This window comes from Streptomyces sp. NPDC104307, from assembly GCF_055584045.1.
In genome coordinates, this window is sequence record NZ_JBVJMU010000020.1 from 1 (window position 1) to 19,044 (window position 19,044).

General features: G+C 69.5%; 21 protein-coding genes. 8 read left to right on the top strand and 13 right to left on the bottom strand.

From position 1 onward, the window contains the following. Positions 1 to 448: 448 nt before the first annotated feature. Entirely contained in the window at positions 449 to 1,090 is a 642-nt protein-coding gene (locus ACZ601_RS33780) for a DNA-3-methyladenine glycosylase (protein WP_469545061.1), read from the bottom strand. 73 nt (positions 1,091 to 1,163) lie between these two features. On the opposite strand from ACZ601_RS33780, the gene ACZ601_RS33785 reads away from it, so the two are divergent. From ACZ601_RS33785 to ACZ601_RS33795, 3 genes are all read left to right on the top strand, one after another. Further along, positions 1,164 to 1,946 carry a sporulation protein gene (locus ACZ601_RS33785; protein ID WP_311306499.1) on the top strand — a complete coding sequence of 261 codons (783 nt, stop codon included), beginning with the start codon at positions 1,164 to 1,166 and terminating at the stop codon, positions 1,944 to 1,946. A 59-nt stretch (positions 1,947 to 2,005) separates the two neighbouring features. Then, positions 2,006 to 2,536 carry a YbhB/YbcL family Raf kinase inhibitor-like protein gene (locus tag ACZ601_RS33790; protein WP_469545063.1) on the top strand — a complete coding sequence of 177 codons (531 nt, stop codon included), beginning with the start codon at positions 2,006 to 2,008 and terminating at the stop codon, positions 2,534 to 2,536. A gap of 155 nt (positions 2,537 to 2,691) precedes the next feature. Next, on the top strand, positions 2,692 to 3,198 hold the full coding sequence (locus ACZ601_RS33795; protein WP_024490345.1) for an HNH endonuclease: 507 nt from the start codon (positions 2,692 to 2,694) through the stop codon (positions 3,196 to 3,198). Between the two features lie 61 nt (positions 3,199 to 3,259). Here ACZ601_RS33795 and ACZ601_RS33800 read toward each other — a convergent pair whose 3' ends face one another. The 4 genes from ACZ601_RS33800 to ACZ601_RS33815 all read right to left on the bottom strand — a co-directional run bounded on the left by ACZ601_RS33800 (position 3,260) and on the right by ACZ601_RS33815 (position 6,560). Continuing rightward, positions 3,260 to 4,027, bottom strand: a complete 768-nt coding sequence (locus tag ACZ601_RS33800) for a sulfite exporter TauE/SafE family protein (RefSeq protein ID WP_440578586.1) — start codon at positions 4,025 to 4,027, stop codon at positions 3,260 to 3,262. A 107-nt stretch (positions 4,028 to 4,134) separates the two neighbouring features. Next, positions 4,135 to 5,076: an SPFH domain-containing protein gene (locus tag ACZ601_RS33805; RefSeq protein ID WP_440578587.1), complete on the bottom strand. Its 942-nt coding sequence runs from the start codon at positions 5,074 to 5,076 to the stop codon at positions 4,135 to 4,137. 156 nt (positions 5,077 to 5,232) lie between these two features. Beyond that, complete coding sequence (locus tag ACZ601_RS33810) at positions 5,233 to 5,658, bottom strand: NfeD family protein (RefSeq protein ID WP_440578588.1); 426 nt, start codon at positions 5,656 to 5,658, stop codon at positions 5,233 to 5,235. 104 nt (positions 5,659 to 5,762) lie between these two features. Beyond that, on the bottom strand, positions 5,763 to 6,560 hold the full coding sequence (locus ACZ601_RS33815) for an ABC transporter ATP-binding protein (protein ID WP_073739907.1): 798 nt from the start codon (positions 6,558 to 6,560) through the stop codon (positions 5,763 to 5,765). A 198-nt stretch (positions 6,561 to 6,758) separates the two neighbouring features. Here ACZ601_RS33815 and ACZ601_RS33820 point away from each other — a divergent pair, with 198 nt between their 5' ends. Then, positions 6,759 to 7,538, top strand: a complete 780-nt coding sequence (locus ACZ601_RS33820) for a hypothetical protein (protein WP_311306494.1) — start codon at positions 6,759 to 6,761, stop codon at positions 7,536 to 7,538. Between the two features lie 115 nt (positions 7,539 to 7,653). Here ACZ601_RS33820 and ACZ601_RS33825 read toward each other — a convergent pair whose 3' ends face one another. The 3 genes from ACZ601_RS33825 to ACZ601_RS33835 all read right to left on the bottom strand — a co-directional run bounded on the left by ACZ601_RS33825 (position 7,654) and on the right by ACZ601_RS33835 (position 9,843). Continuing rightward, positions 7,654 to 7,905 (bottom strand): chaplin family protein, encoded by a 252-nt coding sequence (locus ACZ601_RS33825; RefSeq protein ID WP_440577387.1) that lies wholly within the window; start codon positions 7,903 to 7,905, stop codon positions 7,654 to 7,656. A 149-nt stretch (positions 7,906 to 8,054) separates the two neighbouring features. Then, positions 8,055 to 8,699 (bottom strand): response regulator, encoded by a 645-nt coding sequence (locus ACZ601_RS33830; RefSeq protein ID WP_123469011.1) that lies wholly within the window; start codon positions 8,697 to 8,699, stop codon positions 8,055 to 8,057. Beyond that, the gene (locus ACZ601_RS33835) at positions 8,692 to 9,843 is read right to left on the bottom strand and encodes a GAF domain-containing sensor histidine kinase (protein ID WP_469545068.1); all 1,152 of its coding nucleotides are present in this window, start codon (positions 9,841 to 9,843) and stop codon (positions 8,692 to 8,694) included. Before ACZ601_RS33835 ends, ACZ601_RS33830 begins: the two co-directional genes overlap by 8 nt. A gap of 430 nt (positions 9,844 to 10,273) precedes the next feature. On the opposite strand from ACZ601_RS33835, the gene ACZ601_RS33840 reads away from it, so the two are divergent. Further along, the gene (locus ACZ601_RS33840) at positions 10,274 to 11,014 is read left to right on the top strand and encodes a transglycosylase SLT domain-containing protein (protein ID WP_469545070.1); all 741 of its coding nucleotides are present in this window, start codon (positions 10,274 to 10,276) and stop codon (positions 11,012 to 11,014) included. 81 nt (positions 11,015 to 11,095) lie between these two features. On the opposite strand, the gene ACZ601_RS33845 is transcribed toward ACZ601_RS33840, so the two are convergent. Next, positions 11,096 to 13,750 carry an ABC transporter ATP-binding protein/permease gene (locus ACZ601_RS33845; RefSeq protein WP_469545071.1) on the bottom strand — a complete coding sequence of 885 codons (2,655 nt, stop codon included), beginning with the start codon at positions 13,748 to 13,750 and terminating at the stop codon, positions 11,096 to 11,098. Between the two features lie 287 nt (positions 13,751 to 14,037). On the opposite strand from ACZ601_RS33845, the gene serB reads away from it, so the two are divergent. Continuing rightward, positions 14,038 to 15,294, top strand: coding sequence for a phosphoserine phosphatase SerB (serB, locus tag ACZ601_RS33850; protein ID WP_440577381.1), 1,257 nt, complete (start codon positions 14,038 to 14,040; stop codon positions 15,292 to 15,294). A gap of 136 nt (positions 15,295 to 15,430) precedes the next feature. Here the strand turns inward: serB and ACZ601_RS33855 are convergent, their stop codons facing one another. The 4 genes from ACZ601_RS33855 to ACZ601_RS33870 form a co-directional block, all read right to left on the bottom strand. Then, positions 15,431 to 15,949, bottom strand: coding sequence for a SixA phosphatase family protein (locus ACZ601_RS33855; protein ID WP_469545073.1), 519 nt, complete (start codon positions 15,947 to 15,949; stop codon positions 15,431 to 15,433). A gap of 74 nt (positions 15,950 to 16,023) precedes the next feature. Beyond that, positions 16,024 to 16,230: a hypothetical protein gene (locus tag ACZ601_RS33860; protein ID WP_440577383.1), complete on the bottom strand. Its 207-nt coding sequence runs from the start codon at positions 16,228 to 16,230 to the stop codon at positions 16,024 to 16,026. Positions 16,231 to 16,392: 162 nt separating this feature from the next. Next, the gene (locus tag ACZ601_RS33865) at positions 16,393 to 16,503 is read right to left on the bottom strand and encodes an SGM_5486 family transporter-associated protein (RefSeq protein ID WP_311307912.1); all 111 of its coding nucleotides are present in this window, start codon (positions 16,501 to 16,503) and stop codon (positions 16,393 to 16,395) included. A gap of 26 nt (positions 16,504 to 16,529) precedes the next feature. Further along, on the bottom strand, positions 16,530 to 17,816 hold the full coding sequence (locus ACZ601_RS33870) for a CynX/NimT family MFS transporter (protein ID WP_469545075.1): 1,287 nt from the start codon (positions 17,814 to 17,816) through the stop codon (positions 16,530 to 16,532). A gap of 132 nt (positions 17,817 to 17,948) precedes the next feature. On the opposite strand from ACZ601_RS33870, the gene ACZ601_RS33875 reads away from it, so the two are divergent. After that, positions 17,949 to 18,623 carry a FadR/GntR family transcriptional regulator gene (locus ACZ601_RS33875; RefSeq protein WP_440577385.1) on the top strand — a complete coding sequence of 225 codons (675 nt, stop codon included), beginning with the start codon at positions 17,949 to 17,951 and terminating at the stop codon, positions 18,621 to 18,623. Positions 18,624 to 18,803: 180 nt separating this feature from the next. Then, complete coding sequence (locus ACZ601_RS33880; RefSeq protein ID WP_469545078.1) at positions 18,804 to 19,016, top strand: hypothetical protein; 213 nt, start codon at positions 18,804 to 18,806, stop codon at positions 19,014 to 19,016. The last annotated feature ends 28 nt before the right edge of the window (positions 19,017 to 19,044 follow it).

The following is a 19,044-nucleotide window of genomic DNA, read 5'->3' on the forward strand; positions in this document are numbered from 1 at the left end:
CCTCGAACCTGCCGAAGCAGGTCGGGGTATCAACGTATCTGGCGTTGACTTTTGGCACGCTGTTGAGTTCTCAAGGAACGGACGCTTCCTTTGTAATCACCGCAGAACATTTTCTGCGGCTTTCCTCCGGGCGCTTCCCTTCGGTCTTGCGTTTCTGACTCTATCAGACTCTTTCGTGTCCGATTCCCGGTCGAAGCGGGATTGCTTTCCAGGAATTCGCTTCCGCGCTTTCCCTTTCGGCGTGTTCACTACTTTAGCCGATTCCCCCGTTGACTCATAATCGAGTCAATGGACCGGAATTCGGCATGCCGAAATCCGCACCGCTGGGGTGAGTCGTAGGTAGTGGTTGGCCGCTTCGAGTTGCCCGGCATCAGGTCCGATGGACCAATCCGTTCGCTGTACCCGTGTCAAGCGGCTCGGACTACGTTAATCGCCCCGCATGGGCGAGTCAAGTTGACCTACGGCGTGGTGCGTGCGCCCGGTACGGGCTCACGGTGGGATCGCCGTCGACCCAGAAGCGCCACGGGTGAGTGGCTCCGTCACCGCCCACTCCGGTGCGCGGACCGTTGCGTACCTGGTCGGGCGGGGGCGGGGTACCCCGCAGTACCGAGAGGACGGCGCCCGGGTGGGCGATGGCATCGCTGCCGTCGAGCGCGCGGTCGATGTCCAGCGCCGTCGCGAGCCGGGCCGGCCCTTTGGCCAGTTCTCGGTCATTGCGGGCCGAGAGCCGACGTTTGCGGGTGAACTCCGCGCCCGTAAGGATGTCGCCGGCCCGCAGCAGCACACCGCTCGCCATGCCCTCCGGGCCGCACACCAGGTTGAGGCAGTGCCACATCCCGTAGGTGAAGTAGACGTACGCGTGGCCGGGCGGCCCGTACATCACGCCGTTGCGCGCGGTCCGGCCCCGGAAGGCGTGCGAACCGGGATCGATCTCCCCCGCGTACGCCTCCACCTCGGTGAGACGCAGCTCGATGGGGCCTTCCGGTGTGCTGCGGACCAGCGTCCGGCCCAGTAGATCCGGCGCCACGTCCAGCACCGGGCGGTCGAAGAATTCCCGCGTCAGCGGCGTACGTTCCTGGCCTTCGATCATGGAGTCCGAGGCTACCGGGAACCGACTACGGTCATGGCGCGTATGTAGGGGTCAGGATCTAGGAGGAGAAAACATGGGCTTCAAGCGGCTGCTCGCGAGCATGGGTGCCGGTGGCGCCTCGGTGGAGACGGAGCTGACCGAGCTCAACGTCGTACCGGGTGGGGTCGTCCAGGGTGAGGTACGGGTCCAGGGCGGCTCCGTGGACCAGCAGATCGAGGGGCTCTCCGTCGGGCTGCAGGCCCGGGTCGAGGTCGAGGGCCAGGACCAGGAGACCAAGCAGGACATCGAGTTCACCAAGCTGCGGCTCGGCGGCGCGTTCGAGGTCAGGGCGGGGGCGGTGCACGTCGTGCCGTTCGGGCTCGAAATCCCCTGGGAGACGCCGATCACGATGTTCGCGGGCCAGCACCTGCACGGCATGAACATCGGGGTGACCACGGAGCTGGAGATCGCGCGGGCACTGGACTCCGGGGACCTGGACCCCGTCAACGTGCACCCGCTGCCGGCGCAGCAGGCCATCCTGGACGCCTTCGGGCAGCTGGGCTTCGGCTTCCGTAGCGCCGACATGGAGCGCGGCCACATCCGCGGGACGCGTCAGCGGCTGCCCTTCTACCAGGAGATCGAGTTCTTCCCGCCGTCGCAGTACCGGGGGCTGAACCAGGTCGAGCTGACGTTCGTCGCGGACGACCGTGAGATGGACGTCGTGCTGGAGATGGACAAGAAGGCGGGTCTCTTCAGTGAGGGCAGCGACTCCTACCGTGCCTTCAAGGTGGGTCTGAACGACTACCACGGGACCGACTGGGCGGCTTATCTGAACCAGTGGCTCGCCCAGGTCGGCGGTCAGCGCAACTGGCTCTAGGGTCGGTGGGGAGAGTCCTGCCGATACGGAACCGGAACCGCTACAGGAGAGGTGCTGACGTGACCCAGCCGAAGAGGGCGCCGCTGCCGCACGACTTCCATCCCGAGGTCCCCTCGTTCACCGTGGTGAGCGAGGACCTCGCACCGGGGGCCGTGCTTGCGGACGCACAGGTGCAAGCGGCGGGGAACACCTCGCCCCAGCTCCGGTGGGAGGGGTTCCCGGCGGGGACGAAGAGTTTCGCCGTGACGTGCTTCGACCCGGACGCTCCGACCGGCAGCGGGTTCTGGCACTGGGTGCTCTTCGACATCCCCGCGTCCGTCACGGAGCTGCCGGCCGGTGCGGGCGGCGGGAAGTTCGAGGGGCTGCCGCCGGGCGCCGTGCACGTCCGCAACGACTACGGCTCGAAGGACTTCGGCGGCGCGGCGCCGCCGCCCGGCGAGAACCACCGGTACGTGTTCACCGTGTACGCGGTGGACAGCGAGAAGCTCGGACCGGACAGCGACGCGTCGCCCGCTGTGGCCGGTTTCAATCTGCGCTTCCACACGCTGGGCCGCGCCCAGCTGATCGGTGAGTACGCCGCGCCTGCCTGAAGCCCGGAAAGTCGATAGATCCCCCCTGTTTGCCCTGCCCTGGTCCTGGAGAGATCAGGGCAGGGCACTTTTTATTGCGTTGTCCATTGCGGCCTGCCCGGCCAGAGTTGATCCGGGCCTGCCAGGCGGTGGGCGGCACACGGGAGGTGGGCGGGATGCGGGACACGCTGGTGCTGAATGCGAGCTTCGAGCCGCTGTCGACGGTGACGCTGAATCGTGCGGTGGTGCTGATCCTGCAGGACAAGGCCGTCGTCGAGCAGTCCCATCCCGGCCTCCGCATGCGCGGCGCCGCCGTGGATATTCCGGTGCCCAGGGTGATCAGGCTCTGCCGGTACGTGAGGGTGCCGTTCCGAAGACACGCCCCGTGGTCCAGAAGGGGTGTGCTCATCCGGGACCAGCACCGGTGCGCGTACTGCGGGCGGCGGGCGAGCACCGTCGACCACGTGGTGCCGCGCGCCCAGGGGGGTCAGGACACCTGGCTGAACACGGTGGCCTCCTGCGCCGAGGACAACCACCGCAAGGCGGCCCGTACGCCGGAGCAGGCGGGGATGCCGCTGTTGCGGCAGCCGTTCGTGCCGTCCCCGGCGGATGCGATGCTGCTGGCGCTCGGGGCCGGTGACCGGTCGGCGCTGCCGGAGTGGCTGGCGCAGTCCGCTGCGTAGTGGGTCTACGCCGGATGCGGTAGCCGGGGCCCGTCTCCGTACGGCGACGGGCTGCCGCGGTTCAGCGGAGCAGCAGTTGGACGATGGCGACCGTTCCGACCGTGACGATGAGGGCGCGCAGGATGGCGGGGCTCAGCCGGCGGCCGACCTTGGCGCCGATCTGGCCGCCGATCGCGGAGCCGATCGCGATCAGTACGACGGCGGTCCAGTCGAAGTCCGCCACGAAGAGGAAGAACAGCGCGGCGATGCTGTTGACGACGGCGGCCAGGACGTTCTTCACGGCGTTGAGGCGTTGCATGGTGTCGTCGAGCAGCATGCCCATCAGGGAGAGGTAGATGATCCCCTGGGCGGCGGTGAAGTAGCCGCCGTAGACGCTGGCGAGCATCAGGCCGACGAAGAGCAGCGGGCCGCCGTCGGGGCGGGCCGGGACGCCGGTGTGTTCGCGGCGGCGCTGGACGGCTTTGCTGATGCGTGGTTGCAGGATGACCAGGACGAGGGCCATGGCGACCAGGATCGGGACGATGGTCTCGAAGGCCGTGGACGGCAGCGCCAGCAGCAGGGTGGCGCCGGTCAGTCCGCCGACGAGGGCGCCCACGGCGAGCTTCAGGACGCGTGGGCGCTGCCCTTCGAGCTCCTTGCGGTAGCCGATCGCGCCGCTGATGGAGCCGGGGATCAGGCCGAGTGCGTTGGAGACCGTGGCGGTGACCGGGGGCAGACCGGTGGCGAGGAGCACCGGAAAGGTAATCAGCGTTCCCGAACCGACGATCGTGTTGATCGTGCCCGCGCTGATGCCCGCGGCGAAGACCGCGAGCATCTCCCAGATGGTCATCCCGAATCCCCCGTGGCTGATCGGTGCTAGGGCCTGTCGTCGAACTGCCGTCTGCCGTACGACGACAGGCCCTAGGCGCACTGATCATGCCTGAGGGGGTGTACACGTCAGTCGAGCGGGGGCTGCTCGCGGCGGTCCTTGCCGGTGTCGCCGGTGTTGAAGCCGGGCATGCCGCCGGTACCGAGGTTGCCGAAGGCGCCGCTGAGGCCCTTGAGGGCGTCGCCGATCTCGCTGGGCACGATCCAGAGCTTGTTGGCGTCGCCCTCTGCGATCTTCGGCAGCATCTGGAGGTACTGGTAGGAGAGGAGCTTCTGGTCCGGGTCACCGGCGTGGATGGACTCGAAGACCGTGCGGATCGCCTGGGCCTCGCCCTCGGCGCGCAGGGCGGCGGCCTTGGCCTCACCTTCGGCGCGCAGGATCGCGGACTGCTTCTCGCCCTCGGCGGTGAGGATCGCGGACTGCCGCGTTCCCTCGGCCTGGAGGATCGCGGCGCGCTTGTCACGGTCGGCGCGCATCTGCTTCTCCATCGAGTCCTGGATGGAGGTGGGCGGCTCGATCGCTTTCAGCTCGACGCGGTTGACGCGGATGCCCCACTTGCCGGTGGCCTCGTCGAGGACTCCGCGCAGGGCGGCGTTGATCTCCTCGCGGGAGGTGAGCGTCCGCTCCAGGTCCATGCCGCCGATGATGTTGCGGAGCGTGGTGACGGTGAGCTGCTCGATGGCCTGGATGTAGCTGGCGACTTCGTACGTCGCGGCCCTGGCATCGGTGACCTGGTAGTAGATGACCGTGTCGATGTTGACGACCAGGTTGTCCTGGGTGATCACCGGCTGCGGCGGGAAGGGGACGACCTGTTCACGGAGGTCGATCCGGTTCCGGATCGAGTCGATGAACGGGACGACGATGTTCAGGCCCGCGTTGAGGGTGCGGGTGTACCGGCCGAAACGCTCCACGATGGCGGCGCTGGCCTGTGGGATGACCTGGATCGTCTTGATCAGAGCGATGAAGACGAGCACCACCAGAATGATCAGGACGATGATGATCGGTTGCATCGTTTCCTCGTGCCCTTCGGTTGCCGACGGATCGCGATGATCGAGGTCGAGATCGTGTGAGGGGCCGTGGGTCAGGTCGGTTGTCCTGCCGGTCCGGTTCTCATGATGATCGACATCGAGTCTGGCAGAACGGGCTCTGCCGTGTGGGCTGTTCGGTCACATGACGACGGCTGTGGCCCCGTCGATGTCGACGACGTCGACCTGTTGGCCGGGTTCGTAGCTCAGTTCCGCGTCCAGGGCGCGGGCCGACCAGATCTCCCCGGCCAGTTTGATCCTCCCGCCCTCGCCGGTGACCCGTTCCAGGACGACGGCCTGACGGCCTTTCAGGGCGTCGATGCCGGTGGCGTGATGGGGCCGGTCCGAGCGGTGCCGGTTGGCGATCGGCCGGACCACCGCGATGAGTGCCACCGAGACGATGACGAAGACCAGTACCTGGGCCACGACTCCGCCGCCGAGTGCCGCGACCACCGCTGCGGCGACCGCTCCGACGGCGAACATGCCGAACTCGGGCATCGCGGTCAGGACGAGCGGGATGCCCAGTCCCACCGCGCCGATCAGCCACCACACCCATGCGTCGATGATGTCCACCCGGCCATCGTATGACCGGGAGCACCTCCGCCGACAGGGCGCAAGCGGGCGGGTACGCCCCCGTGGACCCGTCAAGTGCCGGGCGGGGGGCCCGGATCTCAGCCGAGCGGGAGGCCGCGGGCGGTGTAGCGGTCGCCCTGGTGCTCGACGACGAGCGGCAGGCCGAAGCAGAGGGAGAGGTTGCGCGAGCTGAGCTCGGTCTCCATGGGGCCGGCGGCGAGCACCTTGCCCTGGCGGATCATCAGGACATGGGTGAAGCCGGGGGCGATCTCCTCGACATGGTGGGTGACCATGATCATGGAGGGGGCGTACGGGTCGCGGGCCAGCCGGCCGAGGCGGCGGACCAGGTCCTCGCGTCCGCCGAGGTCGAGACCGGCGGCGGGCTCGTCGAGGAGCAGCAGTTCGGGGTCGGTCATCATGGCGCGGGCGATCAGGGTGCGCTTGCGCTCGCCCTCGGAGAGGGTGCCGAACTTCCGGTCCAGGTAGTCGGTCATGCCGAGCCGGTCGAGGAAGGCGCGGGCGCGGTCCTCGTCGACCTTGTCGTAGTTCTCGTTCCAGGTGGCGGTCATGCCGTAGGCGGCGGTGAGCACCGTCTGCAGGACGGTCTGGCGCTTGGGCAGCTTCTCCGCCATGGCGACGCCCGCGATCCCGATGCGGGGGCGCAGGTCGAAGACGTCGGTTCCGACGCCGCCGAGCCGTTCGCCGAGGACCGTGGCGCTGCCCTTGCTCGGGAAGAGGTAGCTGGACGCGACGTTGAGGAGGGTGGTCTTGCCGGCGCCGTTGGGGCCGAGGATGACCCAGCGCTCCCCCTCCTTGACCGACCAGGAGACGTCTTCCACCAGAGCGCGTCCGTCGCGGACCACGGATACGTCCACCAGCTCCAGTACATCGCTCATGAGCGCGTTGTCTCCCCATGCAGTTTCGTTTTCGTCGCGTGCCTGTGGGCACAGCTCCCAGGGAAAACCTACGCCACCGGGGGAGAGCTTCGGGCGCTGGGCCCGTCGTCGCACGGTTGTCGTGCGGTCCCCGGCCCGTCCCGGACCGGGTCCGGCCGGGGTGAGACAGGGGCCGGGTCCGTTCCTTAGGGTGTTGCCATGCTTTCGGAACCACGCTCAGGGCTGCTGGCCGCTTGGGGAAACGCGCTGCTGGCCGGACTCGTCTCGCCGGACGACGCGGCCCTCGCCATCGTCGGGGAGGACGCGGTGCACCGCGTCGAGGGACTGCCGGGAGAGGCGGGGCCGGTCGGCCTGACGCTGGCCCTGGGGCGGCTGCGGGGGCTCGGGGTGACCGGTTTCCGGGTCGCTCTGCCGGTCCCCGGGCATCCGCTGGGGCTCAGCGGTCCCCCGGATTTCAACGCGCGGGCGCTGGAGGCCGAGGAGGCGGTGGTGACCTACGGCGCGCCGTACGGGCTGGTGCCAGAGGTGCGCGAGTCGGGGCCCGCCGGGGATCTCCACGTCGCCGTGGCGTGGCACTGCCTGGCCGTACGGGAGGCGCCGCCGGCCGATGTGCCCTCACTGAGCGAGGCGGAGCGGGAGCTCGCGGAGGCGTTGCGGGACGCGACGGCGGCGCTGTCGCGGCTCAATGTGGCGGGGTCCGGGCCGGTGGCCGAGGCGGCGCTGGACGCGTACCGGGCGCGGGCGGAGCAGGGGCGTGAGGTGCTTGCCCCGGGATATCCGCCGCGGGCGGTGCGGGTGCTGGCGCTGGCGCAGCGGGTGGGGCTGCTGGTCGCGCTGGCGTACGAGAACGGGCCCGGCGGGGCGGTGAGTGCCTCGGAGATGGCGGCGCGGGGGGAGGCGCTGCGACCGGTGGAGCGGGTGGCCAGGCGGGCGCAGGTGGCCGCGTACAACGCGTATGTGGAGGAGCGGGCCCGGTAGTGGGGCGGGGGCTCGGGGGTGCGCTCGGTCGCCAGGTGGGCTCGGTGTGACTTGATGCATGGGCCGGGCGGGCCTTCGTGAAGGACCGCCCGGTGGTGACGCGGTGTGCGTGGCGTCAGCCGTTCAGGCCGAAGTTGCCGAAGGCCGGGTTGAGCAGGCCGACCACGTTGACCGTGTTGCCGACCACGTTCACCGGTACGTGGACCGGGACCTGCGCGAGGTTGCCGCTGGCCACGCCCGGGGAGTGGCTCGCGACGCCGTGGGCGTCCGCACCGCTGTGACCGGTGGCGGAGGCCGCGCCGGCACCGGCGGCGATGATGCCACCGGCGATCATGGTGACGGCTGCGGCCTTCTTCAGGTTCTTCACTTCAGGATCCTCCTGGCTTCGCCGCGGCCGACCGCCGCAGCACGCCCTGGAGAACGCCCCGGCGCCGGAGGAGATGCGCCGTTCGAGTGACATACACCCGACAGTATGAATCTCAGCCTGGTCGCGGACGGCCCGCTCGGGCCGCCCGGTCAGCCCGCCGCACCGTGCCGGACCGCCCAGAGCGCGGCCTGGGTGCGGTCGGAGAGGTCCAGCTTCATCAGAATGTTCGAGACGTGCGTCTTGACGGTCTTCTCCGAGAGGACCAGCGCCCGCGCGATCTCCCGGTTGGAGCGGCCGTCGGCGATGAGGCCCAGCACTTCCCGCTCCCGTTCGGTGAGGGTGCTCCCCCGGCCCGTACCGCTGCCCGGGTCGTCCTGGGCGAGCAGTGCTCCCGCCACTTCCGGCTGGAGCAGGACATGGCCCGCGTACACCGAGCGGATGGCGCCCGCCAGCGCGTCCGGGTCGACGTCCTTGTAGACGTACCCCGAGGCTCCGGCTCGCAGGGCGGGGACGACGGTGCGCTGTTCGGTGAAGCTGGTGACGATCAGCACCTTGGCCGGGTTCTCCAGCTCCCTGAGCCTGCGCAGCGCCTCTATGCCGTCGGTGCCGGGCATCTTGATGTCCATGAGCACCACGTCGGGGCGCAGCTCCTCGGTCCTGGCCACTCCCTCGGCTCCGTCGGAGGCCTCTCCGACGACCTCTATGTCGTCCTGGATCTCCAGGAACGTACGCAGACCGCGGCGGACCACCTGGTGGTCGTCGACCAGCAGCACCCTGATGATCCTGTCAGCCACCGGGTACCTCCATCTCGATCGTGGTGCCCCTGCCGGGCGCCGATTCAACGGTGAGCTTCCCGCCGACACCGCTCGCGCGGTCCCGCATCGAGACCAGTCCCAGATGCCGCCCCGCCCGACGGGTGGCCGTCGGCTCGAAGCCGCGGCCGTCGTCGGTGATCCGGAGCACCGTGCCGCCGTCGCCGCCGCGTACGAGGGTGACGCCGACGTGGCCGGCCTCCGAGTGGCGCAGGGCGTTGTGCAGGGCCTCCTGGGCGACCCTGAGCAGCGCTTCCTCCTGTGCGGCGGGCAGTGCCCGCACGCCCAGGCTCTCGAAGGTGACCCGGGCCGTGTGGGCGCGGTCCAGGACCTGGATCTGGGTGCGCAGGGTGGCGATCAGGCCGTCCTCGTCGAGAGCCGCGGGGCGCAGTTCGACGACGGCTGCCCGCAGCTCGTCCACCGCCTCCGCCGCGAGGGCGGCGACCTGCTGGAGTTCGCCCTTGGCGCGGGCCGGGTCGCGGTCGACCAGGGTGGCGGCGGCCTGGGCGGTGAGCCGGAGGGAGAACAGTTTCTGGCTGACCGCGTCGTGCAGCTCGTGGGCGAGGCGGGAGCGCTCCTCCGCGATGGTGAGCTCGCGGCTGCGCTCGTAGAGCCGTGCGTTGGTGAGGGCGATCGCCGCGTGCTGGGCGAGGATGCCGAGCAGTTCCTCGTCGTCGGCGGTGAACCCGCAGCTGCCCTCGGGCTTCGGACAGCGCTTGTTGGCGAGGAAGAGGGCGCCGATGGTCTCGTCGCCGTCCCTGATGGGCAGGCCCAGGAAGTCGGACATGTCGGGGTGGGCGGACGGCCAGCCCTCGAAGCGGGGGTCCTTGCGGACGTCGGCGAGCCGCTCCGGCTTCGCCTCGTGCAGCATCGCGGCGAGGATGCCGTGCTGCCGGGGAAGCGGGCCGATGGCCTTCCACTGTTCGTCGCTGACGCCGTCGACGACGAACTGGGCGAAGCCGCCGTGGTCGTCGGGGACCCCGAGCGCCGCGTACTCCGCGTCGAGCAGCTCGCGGGCCGAGGCGACGATCGTCTTGAGGACGTCCCGCATTTCCAGGTGCCGGCTCATGGCGAGCAGTGCGGCGCTGACTGCCGCGAGGCCGCCCGCCGGTGGGCGATGGGTCATGGGCCTCACCGTACCGGCGGGTCACAGGCCCCGTATCGGCCTGTGGGCGGCCACTGATTAGGGCGCGGGGCCTAGGACCTCACGCTCGAACTGCCGTGCCGGGCAGGGCACGACGGGGACATGGAAGGTCACACTCCGGATTGCTTGAGCAACGGTTGGTGAGATTGATACCCGGCCGATGTGAGGCCGCGCATAGGACCTGGATCACTTACGAAGTCACCTAGTGGACAAAAAAGGGCGATATGGGCGGGAGAAAGTCCGGTTTGCACGGTTCGCACCGGAGCTGGACCCACTACCCGGCTTCGTACGTCACACCTTTGCCACACCATTTTGCGGTCGCTAAGAATTGCACTCGTCCCCGACGGAGATGCGATGCCGCTTCCCGTCTTCGTCCTCCGTGAGGACTTCCGCGATTCGAAGAGGTACCTGCATGTCCGCGTCCCGCATTCCCGGCCGTCTCCGTCGTATGAACAAGACCCAGAAGCTTTCCGTCGCCGGTGTATCCGCCGTCGCCGCCGCTGCGCTCTCGTTGTCGCTGGTGCCCGGTAACGCCGATGCGGAGACCGAGCCGCAGGCCGTCTCCGGCGCCCCCGTCGTCTTCGCCTCCGCCGCCGGCGCCTCGCAGGCCAAGACGATCCAGTCCAGCGTCATCGAGCAGCACTCCACCGCCGAGCAGCTGATCAAGGCGTCCGACGCCGCGAAGGCCAAGAAGGCCAAGTCCGTCTCGAAGGAGAAGGCCAAGAAGGCCAAGGCGAAGGCTCACGCCAAGGCGAAGGCCAAGGCGAAGAAGGCCGCGTCCAAGCGCGGTAAGCAAGGGGCCAGCCGCTCCCACTCCCGTACCCCGGTCTTCTCGAACAACCTGGACGGCTGGATCAAGGAATCCCTGTCCATCATGAAGGCCAAGGGCATCCCGGGCACCTACGACGGCCTGCACCGCAACATCATCCGCGAGTCCAGCGGCAACCCGAAGGCCATCAACGACTGGGACGTCAACGCGGTCAACGGTGTCCCCTCGAAGGGTCTGCTCCAGATCATCAAGCCGACCTTCGACTTCTACCACGTCGGCGGTACCCCCCACGACCAGTACGACCCGGTCGCCAACATCACCGCGTCGGCCAACTACGCCGCCGACAAGTACGGCTCGATCGACAACGTCAACAGCGCGTACTGAGTCCACTCCGGTACGCCGTGACACACGCCGAAGGGCGGCACCCCGTGCGGGGTGCCGCCCTTCGGCACGAGCCGGGGCCCGCTACTTGCGCATCACCTCGGGCTCGTGGCGGCGCAGCAGCCGCGCGACCGCGAAGCCGCAGATCACACCGAGGAAGACCAGCACACCGATGTTGATCCCCCACTGGCTCACCGAGTGCTCCCACAGCGGGTCCAGGTCGGTGGGGTTCTTCTGGTCCCACGGCGGCATGAGGTGGGCGAGGTCGAGGGTCGAGCCCGCGGCCGCGATGGCCCAGCGGGACGGCATCAGCCAGGCGAACTGTTCCAGGCCGAGCGATCCGTAGACCTGGAAGAGGATGCCGGTGAAGACCACCTGGACGATCGCGAACATGACCAGCAGCGGCATGGTCTTCTCTGAGGTCTTCACCAGCGAGGAGATCACCAGGCCGAACATCATCGAGGTGAAGCCGAGCGCGATGATCGTCACGCAGAGCTCGACGGCCGGCGGCATGATCAGGCCCTCCGCCGGCAGATCACGGGTGGCGAAGCCGATGCCGCAGATGATGACGCCCTGCACGGCCGTGATCAGGCCGAGCACGATCACCTTGGACATCAGGTAGGCGGAGCGGGAGAGGCCGGTGGCCCGTTCCCGTTCGTAGATCACCCGTTCCTTGATCAGCTCTCGTACGGAGTTGGCCGCGCCCGAGAAGGTCATGCCGATCACCAGGATCAGCATGATCGTTCCGGCGTCGCTGTTGAACCGGGACGGCGCCTTGGGCGGGCCGAGGCCGAAGTCCGACGGAATGACCACGCTCACCACACCCAGCACCGCGGGCAGGATCACCATCAGGCCCATGAAGCCCTTGTCGGACGCGATCACCGACAGATAGCGGCGCATCAGCGTCCACAGCTGCGCGCCCCAGCCCTGCGGCTTCGGCGGGCGCATCTGCTGCGGCGGCGGCATGTGTACGGACTGCGCGGCGACGGAGTCGATGTCCGCGGCGTACATCTGGTAGTGCTGCGAACCGCGCCAGCGGCCCGCCCAGTCGTAGTCGCGGTAGTTCTCGAACGCCGAGAAGACGTCGGCCCAGGTGCCGTAGCCGAAGAAGTTGAGCGCTTCCTCCGGCGGGCCGAAGTAGGCCACGGCACCGCCGGGCGCCATCACCAGGAGCTTGTCGCAGATGGCCAGCTCGGCAACCGAGTGCGTGACGACCAGGACGGTACGGCCGTCGTCGGCCAGACCGCGCAGCAGCTGCATGACGTCGCGGTCCATGCCCGGGTCGAGGCCGGAGGTCGGCTCGTCCAGGAATATCAGCGAGGGCTTGGTGAGCAGTTCCAGGGCCACCGAGACGCGCTTGCGCTGGCCGCCGGAGAGCGAGGTGACCTTCTTGTCCTTGTGGATGTCGAGCTTGAGCTCGGCGAGGACTTCCAGGATCCGGGACTGCCGCTCGGCCTCTGTGGTGTCGGCGGGGAAGCGGAGCTTGGCCGCGTACTTGAGGGCCTTGGTGACCGTGAGTTCCTTGTGCAGGATGTCGTCCTGCGGAACCAGGCCGATGCGCTGGCGCAGCTCGGCGAACTGCTTGTAGAGGTTCCGGTTGTCGTAGAGGACTTCGCCCTGGTCGGCGGGCCGGTAGCCGGTGAGCGCCTTGAGCAGGGTGGACTTTCCGGAGCCGGACGGGCCGATGACGCCGATCAGCGACTTCTCGGGGACGCCGAACGAGACGTCCTTGAGGATCTGCTTGCCGCCGTCGACCGTCACGGTGAGGTGGCGGGCGGCGAAGGAGACCTCGCCCGTGTCGACGAATTCCTCAAGGCGGTCGCCGACCAGCCGGAACGTCGAGTGACCGACACCGACGATGTCGTTCGCGCCGATGAGCGCGGAGCCGGACTTGGAGAGCGGCTGGCCGTTGACGTACGTGCCGTTGTGGGATCCGAGGTCACGGATCTCGAAGCGGCCGTCGGGCGTCGCGTGGAACTCGGCGTGGTTGCGCGAGACCTGGAGGTCGGAGACGACCAGTTCGTTCTCCAGCGCACGGCCGATGCGCATCACCCGGCCGAGAGCCACCTGGTGGAAGGTGGTCGGGCTGCGGTCGCCGTAGACCGGTGACGCCCCCGCCGCGCCGCCGGCCCCGCCACTTCCGGGGTTGTTCGCCATGCCCTGCTGCGGACCGTGGTGCTGCTGCGGCGCCTGGGGCGCCTGTTGCCAGGCCTGCGGCTGCTGGCCCTGCCCCTGTCCCTGGCCCTGGGCCGGGATCTGCTGGCCCGGAATCTGCTGGCCCGGGATCTGCTGCTGGCCCGGGTGCTGCTGCTGGCCCGGCCAGCCGGGTCCGCCCTGCTGCGGCTGCGGCTGCTGCGGCGGGGTCTGCTGTGGCTGCTGGGCCGGGGCGTGGGCCCCGGCGGCGGCCTGCCCGCTGTACACACCTGCGCCGGCCGCGGCGCCGCTGAGGCTCAGCCGGGGCCCGTCGGTGGCATTGCCCAGGTTCACCGTGGAGCCGGGGCCGATCTCCAGCTGCTGGATTCGCCGGCCCTGGACATAGGTGCCGTTGGTGCTGCCGTGGTCCTCGATGGACCAACCCCGGCCGTTCCAGCTGATCGTGGCGTGCCGCCACGACACCCTGGCGTCATCGATCGTCATGTCGCCCTGCGGATCACGTCCGAGGGTGTACGACCTGGACGGATCGAGCGTCCAGGTCCTGCCATTCAATTCCAGTACGAGTTCCGGCACTCCGCGCCCCACTAGTTGTCCCCCGATTACCCCCGTCGCAGGGAGTCTAGGGATGCTGAACATCGTGGGGAACTATTCCAGGAGCAGTCCCCGATACGAAAGCCGGGCGGGGGTTTGACCCTGCCGAGACCTGCACTGTTATGGCTTTGACGCCAACAAAACGGTCATCTACCGACACAACTGGCCAGGAACGATTGCGGATCGTGCTGAATTATCTGGTTGGGGGTGTCGGGCCGGACTGTCCGGCACTCGGGACGGACCGTCGGGGGCGCGTCGCGGACCGATACGGTGGGTGCACCATGAGCGCATCTCAGCCACCTCAGTCCTCGCCGTCTCCTGAGTCCCCTGAGTCACGTCAGGGCATCGACGCACCGACCCTTCTCGTGAAGATCTTCGGGAAGGACCGTCCCGGTATCACCGCCGGGCTGTTCGACACCCTCGCCGCCTACTCGGTCGATGTCGTCGACATCGAGCAGGTGGTCACCCGTGGCCGCATCGTCCTGTGCGCGCTGGTCACCGCCCCGGTCGCGGGCGGCACCACGGAGGGCGACCTGCGGGCCACCGTGCACAGCTGGGCCGAGTCGCTGAAACTGCAGGCCGAGATCATCTCCGGCACGGGCGACAACCGTCCCCGTGGCGACGGCCGCTCCCATGTGACGGTGCTCGGGCACCCGCTGACCGCGGAGTCGACCGCCGCCATAGCGGCCAGCATCACCTCGACCGGCGGAAACATCGACCGGATCTTCCGGCTGGCGAAATACCCGGTCACAGCCGTCGAGTTCGCGGTGTCCGGCACCGGGACCGAGGAGCTGCGGACCGCGCTGGCCACCGAGGCCGCCGAGATCGGCGTCGACGTGGCCGTGGTCTCGGCCGGGCTGAGCCGCCGGGCGCAGCGGCTCGTCGTGATGGACGTCGACTCGACCCTCATCCAGGACGAGGTCATCGAGCTGTTCGCGGCCCACGCCGGCTGCGAGGCGGAGGTCGCCTCGGTCACCGAGCAGGCGATGCGCGGTGAACTCGACTTCGAGCAGTCGCTGCACGCACGGGTGGCGCTGCTGGCGGGCCTCGACGTGTCCGTGGTGGAGAAGGTCCGCGCCGAGGTACGGCTGACGCCGGGCGCCCGCACCCTGATCCGTACCCTGAAGCGGCTCGGCTACCAAGTAGGCGTCGTCTCAGGCGGGTTCACGCAGGTCACGGACGATCTCAAGGAGCGGCTGGGGCTCGACTTCGCCTCTGCCAACACGCTGGAGATCATCGGTGGCAAGCTCACCGGCCGGGTGACCGGGCCCATCGTCGACCGGGCCGGCAAGGCCCGGCTGCTGCGCAGCTTCGCCGCGGAGGCCGGAGTGCCGCTGGCGCAGACCGTGGCGATCGGTGACGGGGCCAACGACCTGGACATGCTCAACACCGCGGGGCTCGGCGTCGCGTTCAACGCGAAGCCGGTGGTCCGCAGGGCCGCGCACACAGCGGTGAACGTGCCGTTCCTGGACACCGTGCTCTATCTGCTCGGCATCACCCGCGAGGAGGTCGAGGCCGTCGACGGTCTCGTCGAATAGGGAGCCGGCTCCGGGGCCGGTGCGCCCCGGACAGCACGCAGGGCCCCGGTGCGCAAGCGGAAGCTCGCGCACCGGGGCCCTCTTCGTAGCCGGTGGGACGGACCGCCGTCAGCCGGCCGACGGCAGGCGTCAGCTCTCAGTCGTTCGGGGTCCAGTACTCGGTGAGTTTGCCGATGCCGTGCTCCACGCTCTTCCAGGTGCCGGAGAACTCGACCACGGCGAACGCCGCGGTCGGGAAGCCGCCGCGGGTCAGCCGGGCCAGTGCGTCGCCCTCCGAAGCGCCCGAGAGGGCATCGGCGAGCGCGTGCATGCCCGGGTTGTGCCCGATCACCAGCAGGTCGCGTACCTCATCGGGCGTCTCGTTGACCAGGGCGATCAGCTCGCCGAGCGAGGCCTCGTACAACCGCTCCTCGTACACGGTCCTGGGCCGCTCGGGCATCTCGTGCACGGCCAGCTTCCATGTCTCGCGCGTCCTGGCCGCGGTGGAACAGAGAGCCAGGTCGATGGCGATCCCGGAATCGACGAGTTTGCGGCCTGCCACGGGTGCGTCCTTGCGGCCGCGTTCCGCGAGCGGGCGCTCATGGTCGGAGTCCTGCGACCATTCCGCCTTCGCGTGCCTGAGAAGGACAATCCTGCGAGGTGTATCGACGCTCATACACCTCAGCTTCGCACGAATTGTGCCAGCTGGCGCAGGGTGTTGGAGGGCCGGCCCGAGACGGGCGGCCGGCCTCAGCGGGTCAGCAGGTCCACTATTCGCTCAAGCAACTGGCCCACCGCAGAGCCGCCCGTCGCCGCGTGAGCCTGCCCCGGCGCGACGATCAGCAGCAGCAGCGCGCCGAAGGCGACGGCAGGCAGCGCGACGGCCCACCAGGGCAGCCGGATCTCGACACCGCCCGCGTCCGGGCGGGTGGACCGGGTGTGTGTACGGGCCGGCATGTCCGCCTCCGGGGGTCATCGGGTCTGGTACCTGAGAACCTACGGATCCGGCGGCCTGCGGCCCATCCGGTGACCCACCCACTTCACCCTGACCCTGGCCCCCTAGGGGATGGTGGGGCTAGCACCACCATCGTCCCGCCGGGGCCGGGCGGGCGCGAACCGTCAGGGGGAGGCGAGGGTGGCGATGACGGCGATGACGACCGAGATCAGCACCATCGCCCCGAAGACGAGCAGGAGCTTCTTCTGACCGTTCTGGGGATTCGGGTCGAGCACAGGAGACATGGCCCCAGTCTCGCATCTCAGCATTCGTCCTCGATCGTCCGGTCCCGTCCGGCGAGTGTGCCGACCACCATCTGCGGCACCATCAGGGCCGCCATCAGGCCGATCGGCAGCCCCCAGCCGCCGCTGTGCTGGTAGAGCACGCCGACGAGCAGCGGGCCGGGGATGGAGATCAGATAGCCGCAGGACTGGGCGAACGCGGACAGCCGCACCACTCCGGCGCCGCTGCGCGAACGCATGCTGATCATCGTGAGGGCGAGCGGGAAGGCGCAGTTCGAGACGCCCAGGAGCACCGCCCAGGCCCAGGCCCCGCCGGACGGGGCGAGGAAGAGGCCCGCGTAGCCGATGAGGCCGCACGAGCCGAGGAAGACGACGATCGGGCCCTGGTTCCGCATCCGGGCCGCGACCCGGGGGATGACGAAGGCGAGCGGCACGCCCATCGCCATGGTGACGGCGAGCAGGACGCCCGCGGTACCGGCCGAGACCCCGGCGTCCCGGAAGATCTGCGGCATCCAGCCCATGGTGATGTACGCGGCGGTGGCCTGGAGGCCGAAGAAGCAGGCGAGGGCCCAGGCGGTGCGGCTGCGGGTGATCCTGAGCTCCGGTGCCCGCACCTGCTCGGCGGAGGGCTGTCCGGAGGCGGCGCGCCGGTCCCGTACCAGCGGGATCCAGGGCAGGATCGCGACGACGGCGAGCGCGGCCCAGATGCCGAGCCCGGCCTTCCAACTGCCGCCCATCGCCTCGGTCATGGGGACGGTCACGGCGGCGGCCAGCGAGGTGCCCAGGGCCAGCGCCATGGAGTAGAGGCCGGTCATGGAGCCGACCCGGTCCGGGAACCAGCGCTTGACGATCACCGGCATCAGGACGTTGCTCACGGCGATGCCCATCAGGGCGAGCGCGCTCGCGGCGAGGAAGCCCGCCGTGCCGCCGACGAGGGGCCGGATCACCAGCCCCGCGGTGATGGCGGTCATGCCCGCGCAGACGACCGCGCCGGGGCCGAAGCGGCGGGCCAGCCGCGGCGCCATGATGCCGAAGACCGCGAAGCAGAGGGGCGGCACGGAGGTGAGGACCCCCGCGACGCTCCCGCTCATGTGCAGCCCGTCGCGCACCTCTTCGAGGAGGGCGCCGAGGCTCGTGATGGCGGGGCGGAGGTTGAGCGCGGTGAGGACGAGCCCGACGGCGACCAGACGGAGCAGCCACGCCGCGGGACCGGCCTGGGTGGCGGGGGTGTCGGTTCCGGGTGCCGTCGGAGTGGCGGGACTCAGTGTCCCGGTCGGGGTCTGGGGAGGGGTTTCGTCGTCACGCATGAGGCCATCATAGAATCATGGGATGATTGATTGTCCAATCCCCGTCAATCCTCTGAGAACATGCGGACACCCCGGGAACGGCACGACCGCGAGAACAGAGTCCCGGCCCCGGAAACCCGAGCAAGGAGCACCATGGCGCTGACGTCCCCTCGGCGTTCGGCACTCGCCGACCAGGTGATTGCCCAGCTGAGGAACCAGATCACCTCGGGCGAGTGGCCCGTGGGCTCGCGCATCCCCACCGAACCCGAGCTGGTCGAGCAGCTGGGGGTGGCCCGTAACACCGTGCGCGAGGCGGTGCGCGCGCTCGCGCACAACGGCCTGCTCGACATCCGGCAGGGCTCGGGCACCTATGTGGCCGCCACCAGCGAGCTGGCCGGGGTGATGCACCGCCGGTTCGCGTCCGCCGATCCGCGCCATGTCGCCGAGCTGCGCTCGACGCTGGAGTCGTCGGCCGCGCGGCTGGCCGCCGCCCGGCGCACAGAGCGGGACCTGAAGCAGCTGGACGCGCTCATGCGGCGCCGGGAGGAGACCTGGGCCGCCGGAGACGCCGAGGCCTTCGTGGCGGCGGACGCGACCCTGCACCTGGCCGTCGTGGCCGCCGCCCACAACGACGTGCTGACCGGGCTCTACGCCGACCTGGGTGATCTCCTGCGGGAACACGTCCGGGACGACGTCGGTCATGAGCTGCGGCCGGAGAACCACATGGACCACGGGCGGCTGGTCGAGGCGATCCGCGCCGGTGACGCGGAGACGGCGGCGGAGGAGGCCGCGAGCCACGCGCTCAACTGCCTGGCGGACCGGGTCTGAGACCCCGCCCCGGCACCCGTCCACCAGCCCGTTTCACGCGCCGGTCCGCGCCCCGGGCGGGAAGTCAGCGCGGGAGACGCTTCCGTGCGCCCTCCCCTCGCCCGTCACACCCCCCTTATGATGCGGTTCGCTCGGTTCGTTTCGCCCTGTCCGGTATGTCCGCCCGCTTCGGGAGGTCCAGTGCAGCCCCGTCAGATGTACTGCTTCACCTGCGATTCCGACGAACAGCACCGCGCTCTCACCACCAACGAGAAGGTGTGGCTCAGGGCCCTCACAGGGCGCAGGGCTGTCGAGGAATTCTTCATGTGCGGCGCGCCGGGCTGCCGCAATCTGCGCACCGGCTTCAACAAACGCCCGTTCGACCCGGTGATCCGCGTCCCCCTCCCCGACTGACCGTCCGGCCCCGGACCGCCCCAGGCCG

Bases quoted from the DNA above. Each gene is read 5' to 3' on its own strand.
- ACZ601_RS33780 (WP_469545061.1), bottom strand. From the start codon at position 1,090: ATGATCGAAGGCCAGGAACGTACGCCGCTGACGCGGGAATTCTTCGAC.
- ACZ601_RS33785 (WP_311306499.1), top strand. From the start codon at position 1,164: ATGGGCTTCAAGCGGCTGCTCGCGAGCATGGGTGCCGGTGGCGCCTCG.
- ACZ601_RS33795 (WP_024490345.1), top strand. From the start codon at position 2,692: ATGCGGGACACGCTGGTGCTGAATGCGAGCTTCGAGCCGCTGTCGACG.
- ACZ601_RS33800 (WP_440578586.1), bottom strand. From the start codon at position 4,027: ATGACCATCTGGGAGATGCTCGCGGTCTTCGCCGCGGGCATCAGCGCG.
- ACZ601_RS33805 (WP_440578587.1), bottom strand. From the start codon at position 5,076: ATGCAACCGATCATCATCGTCCTGATCATTCTGGTGGTGCTCGTCTTC.
- ACZ601_RS33815 (WP_073739907.1), bottom strand. From the start codon at position 6,560: ATGAGCGATGTACTGGAGCTGGTGGACGTATCCGTGGTCCGCGACGGA.
- ACZ601_RS33820 (WP_311306494.1), top strand. From the start codon at position 6,759: ATGCTTTCGGAACCACGCTCAGGGCTGCTGGCCGCTTGGGGAAACGCG.
- ACZ601_RS33835 (WP_469545068.1), bottom strand. From the start codon at position 9,843: ATGACCCATCGCCCACCGGCGGGCGGCCTCGCGGCAGTCAGCGCCGCA.
- ACZ601_RS33840 (WP_469545070.1), top strand. From the start codon at position 10,274: ATGTCCGCGTCCCGCATTCCCGGCCGTCTCCGTCGTATGAACAAGACC.
- serB (WP_440577381.1), top strand. From the start codon at position 14,038: ATGAGCGCATCTCAGCCACCTCAGTCCTCGCCGTCTCCTGAGTCCCCT.
- ACZ601_RS33855 (WP_469545073.1), bottom strand. From the start codon at position 15,949: ATGAGCGTCGATACACCTCGCAGGATTGTCCTTCTCAGGCACGCGAAG.
- ACZ601_RS33860 (WP_440577383.1), bottom strand. From the start codon at position 16,230: ATGCCGGCCCGTACACACACCCGGTCCACCCGCCCGGACGCGGGCGGT.
- ACZ601_RS33870 (WP_469545075.1), bottom strand. From the start codon at position 17,816: ATGCGTGACGACGAAACCCCTCCCCAGACCCCGACCGGGACACTGAGT.
- ACZ601_RS33875 (WP_440577385.1), top strand. From the start codon at position 17,949: ATGGCGCTGACGTCCCCTCGGCGTTCGGCACTCGCCGACCAGGTGATT.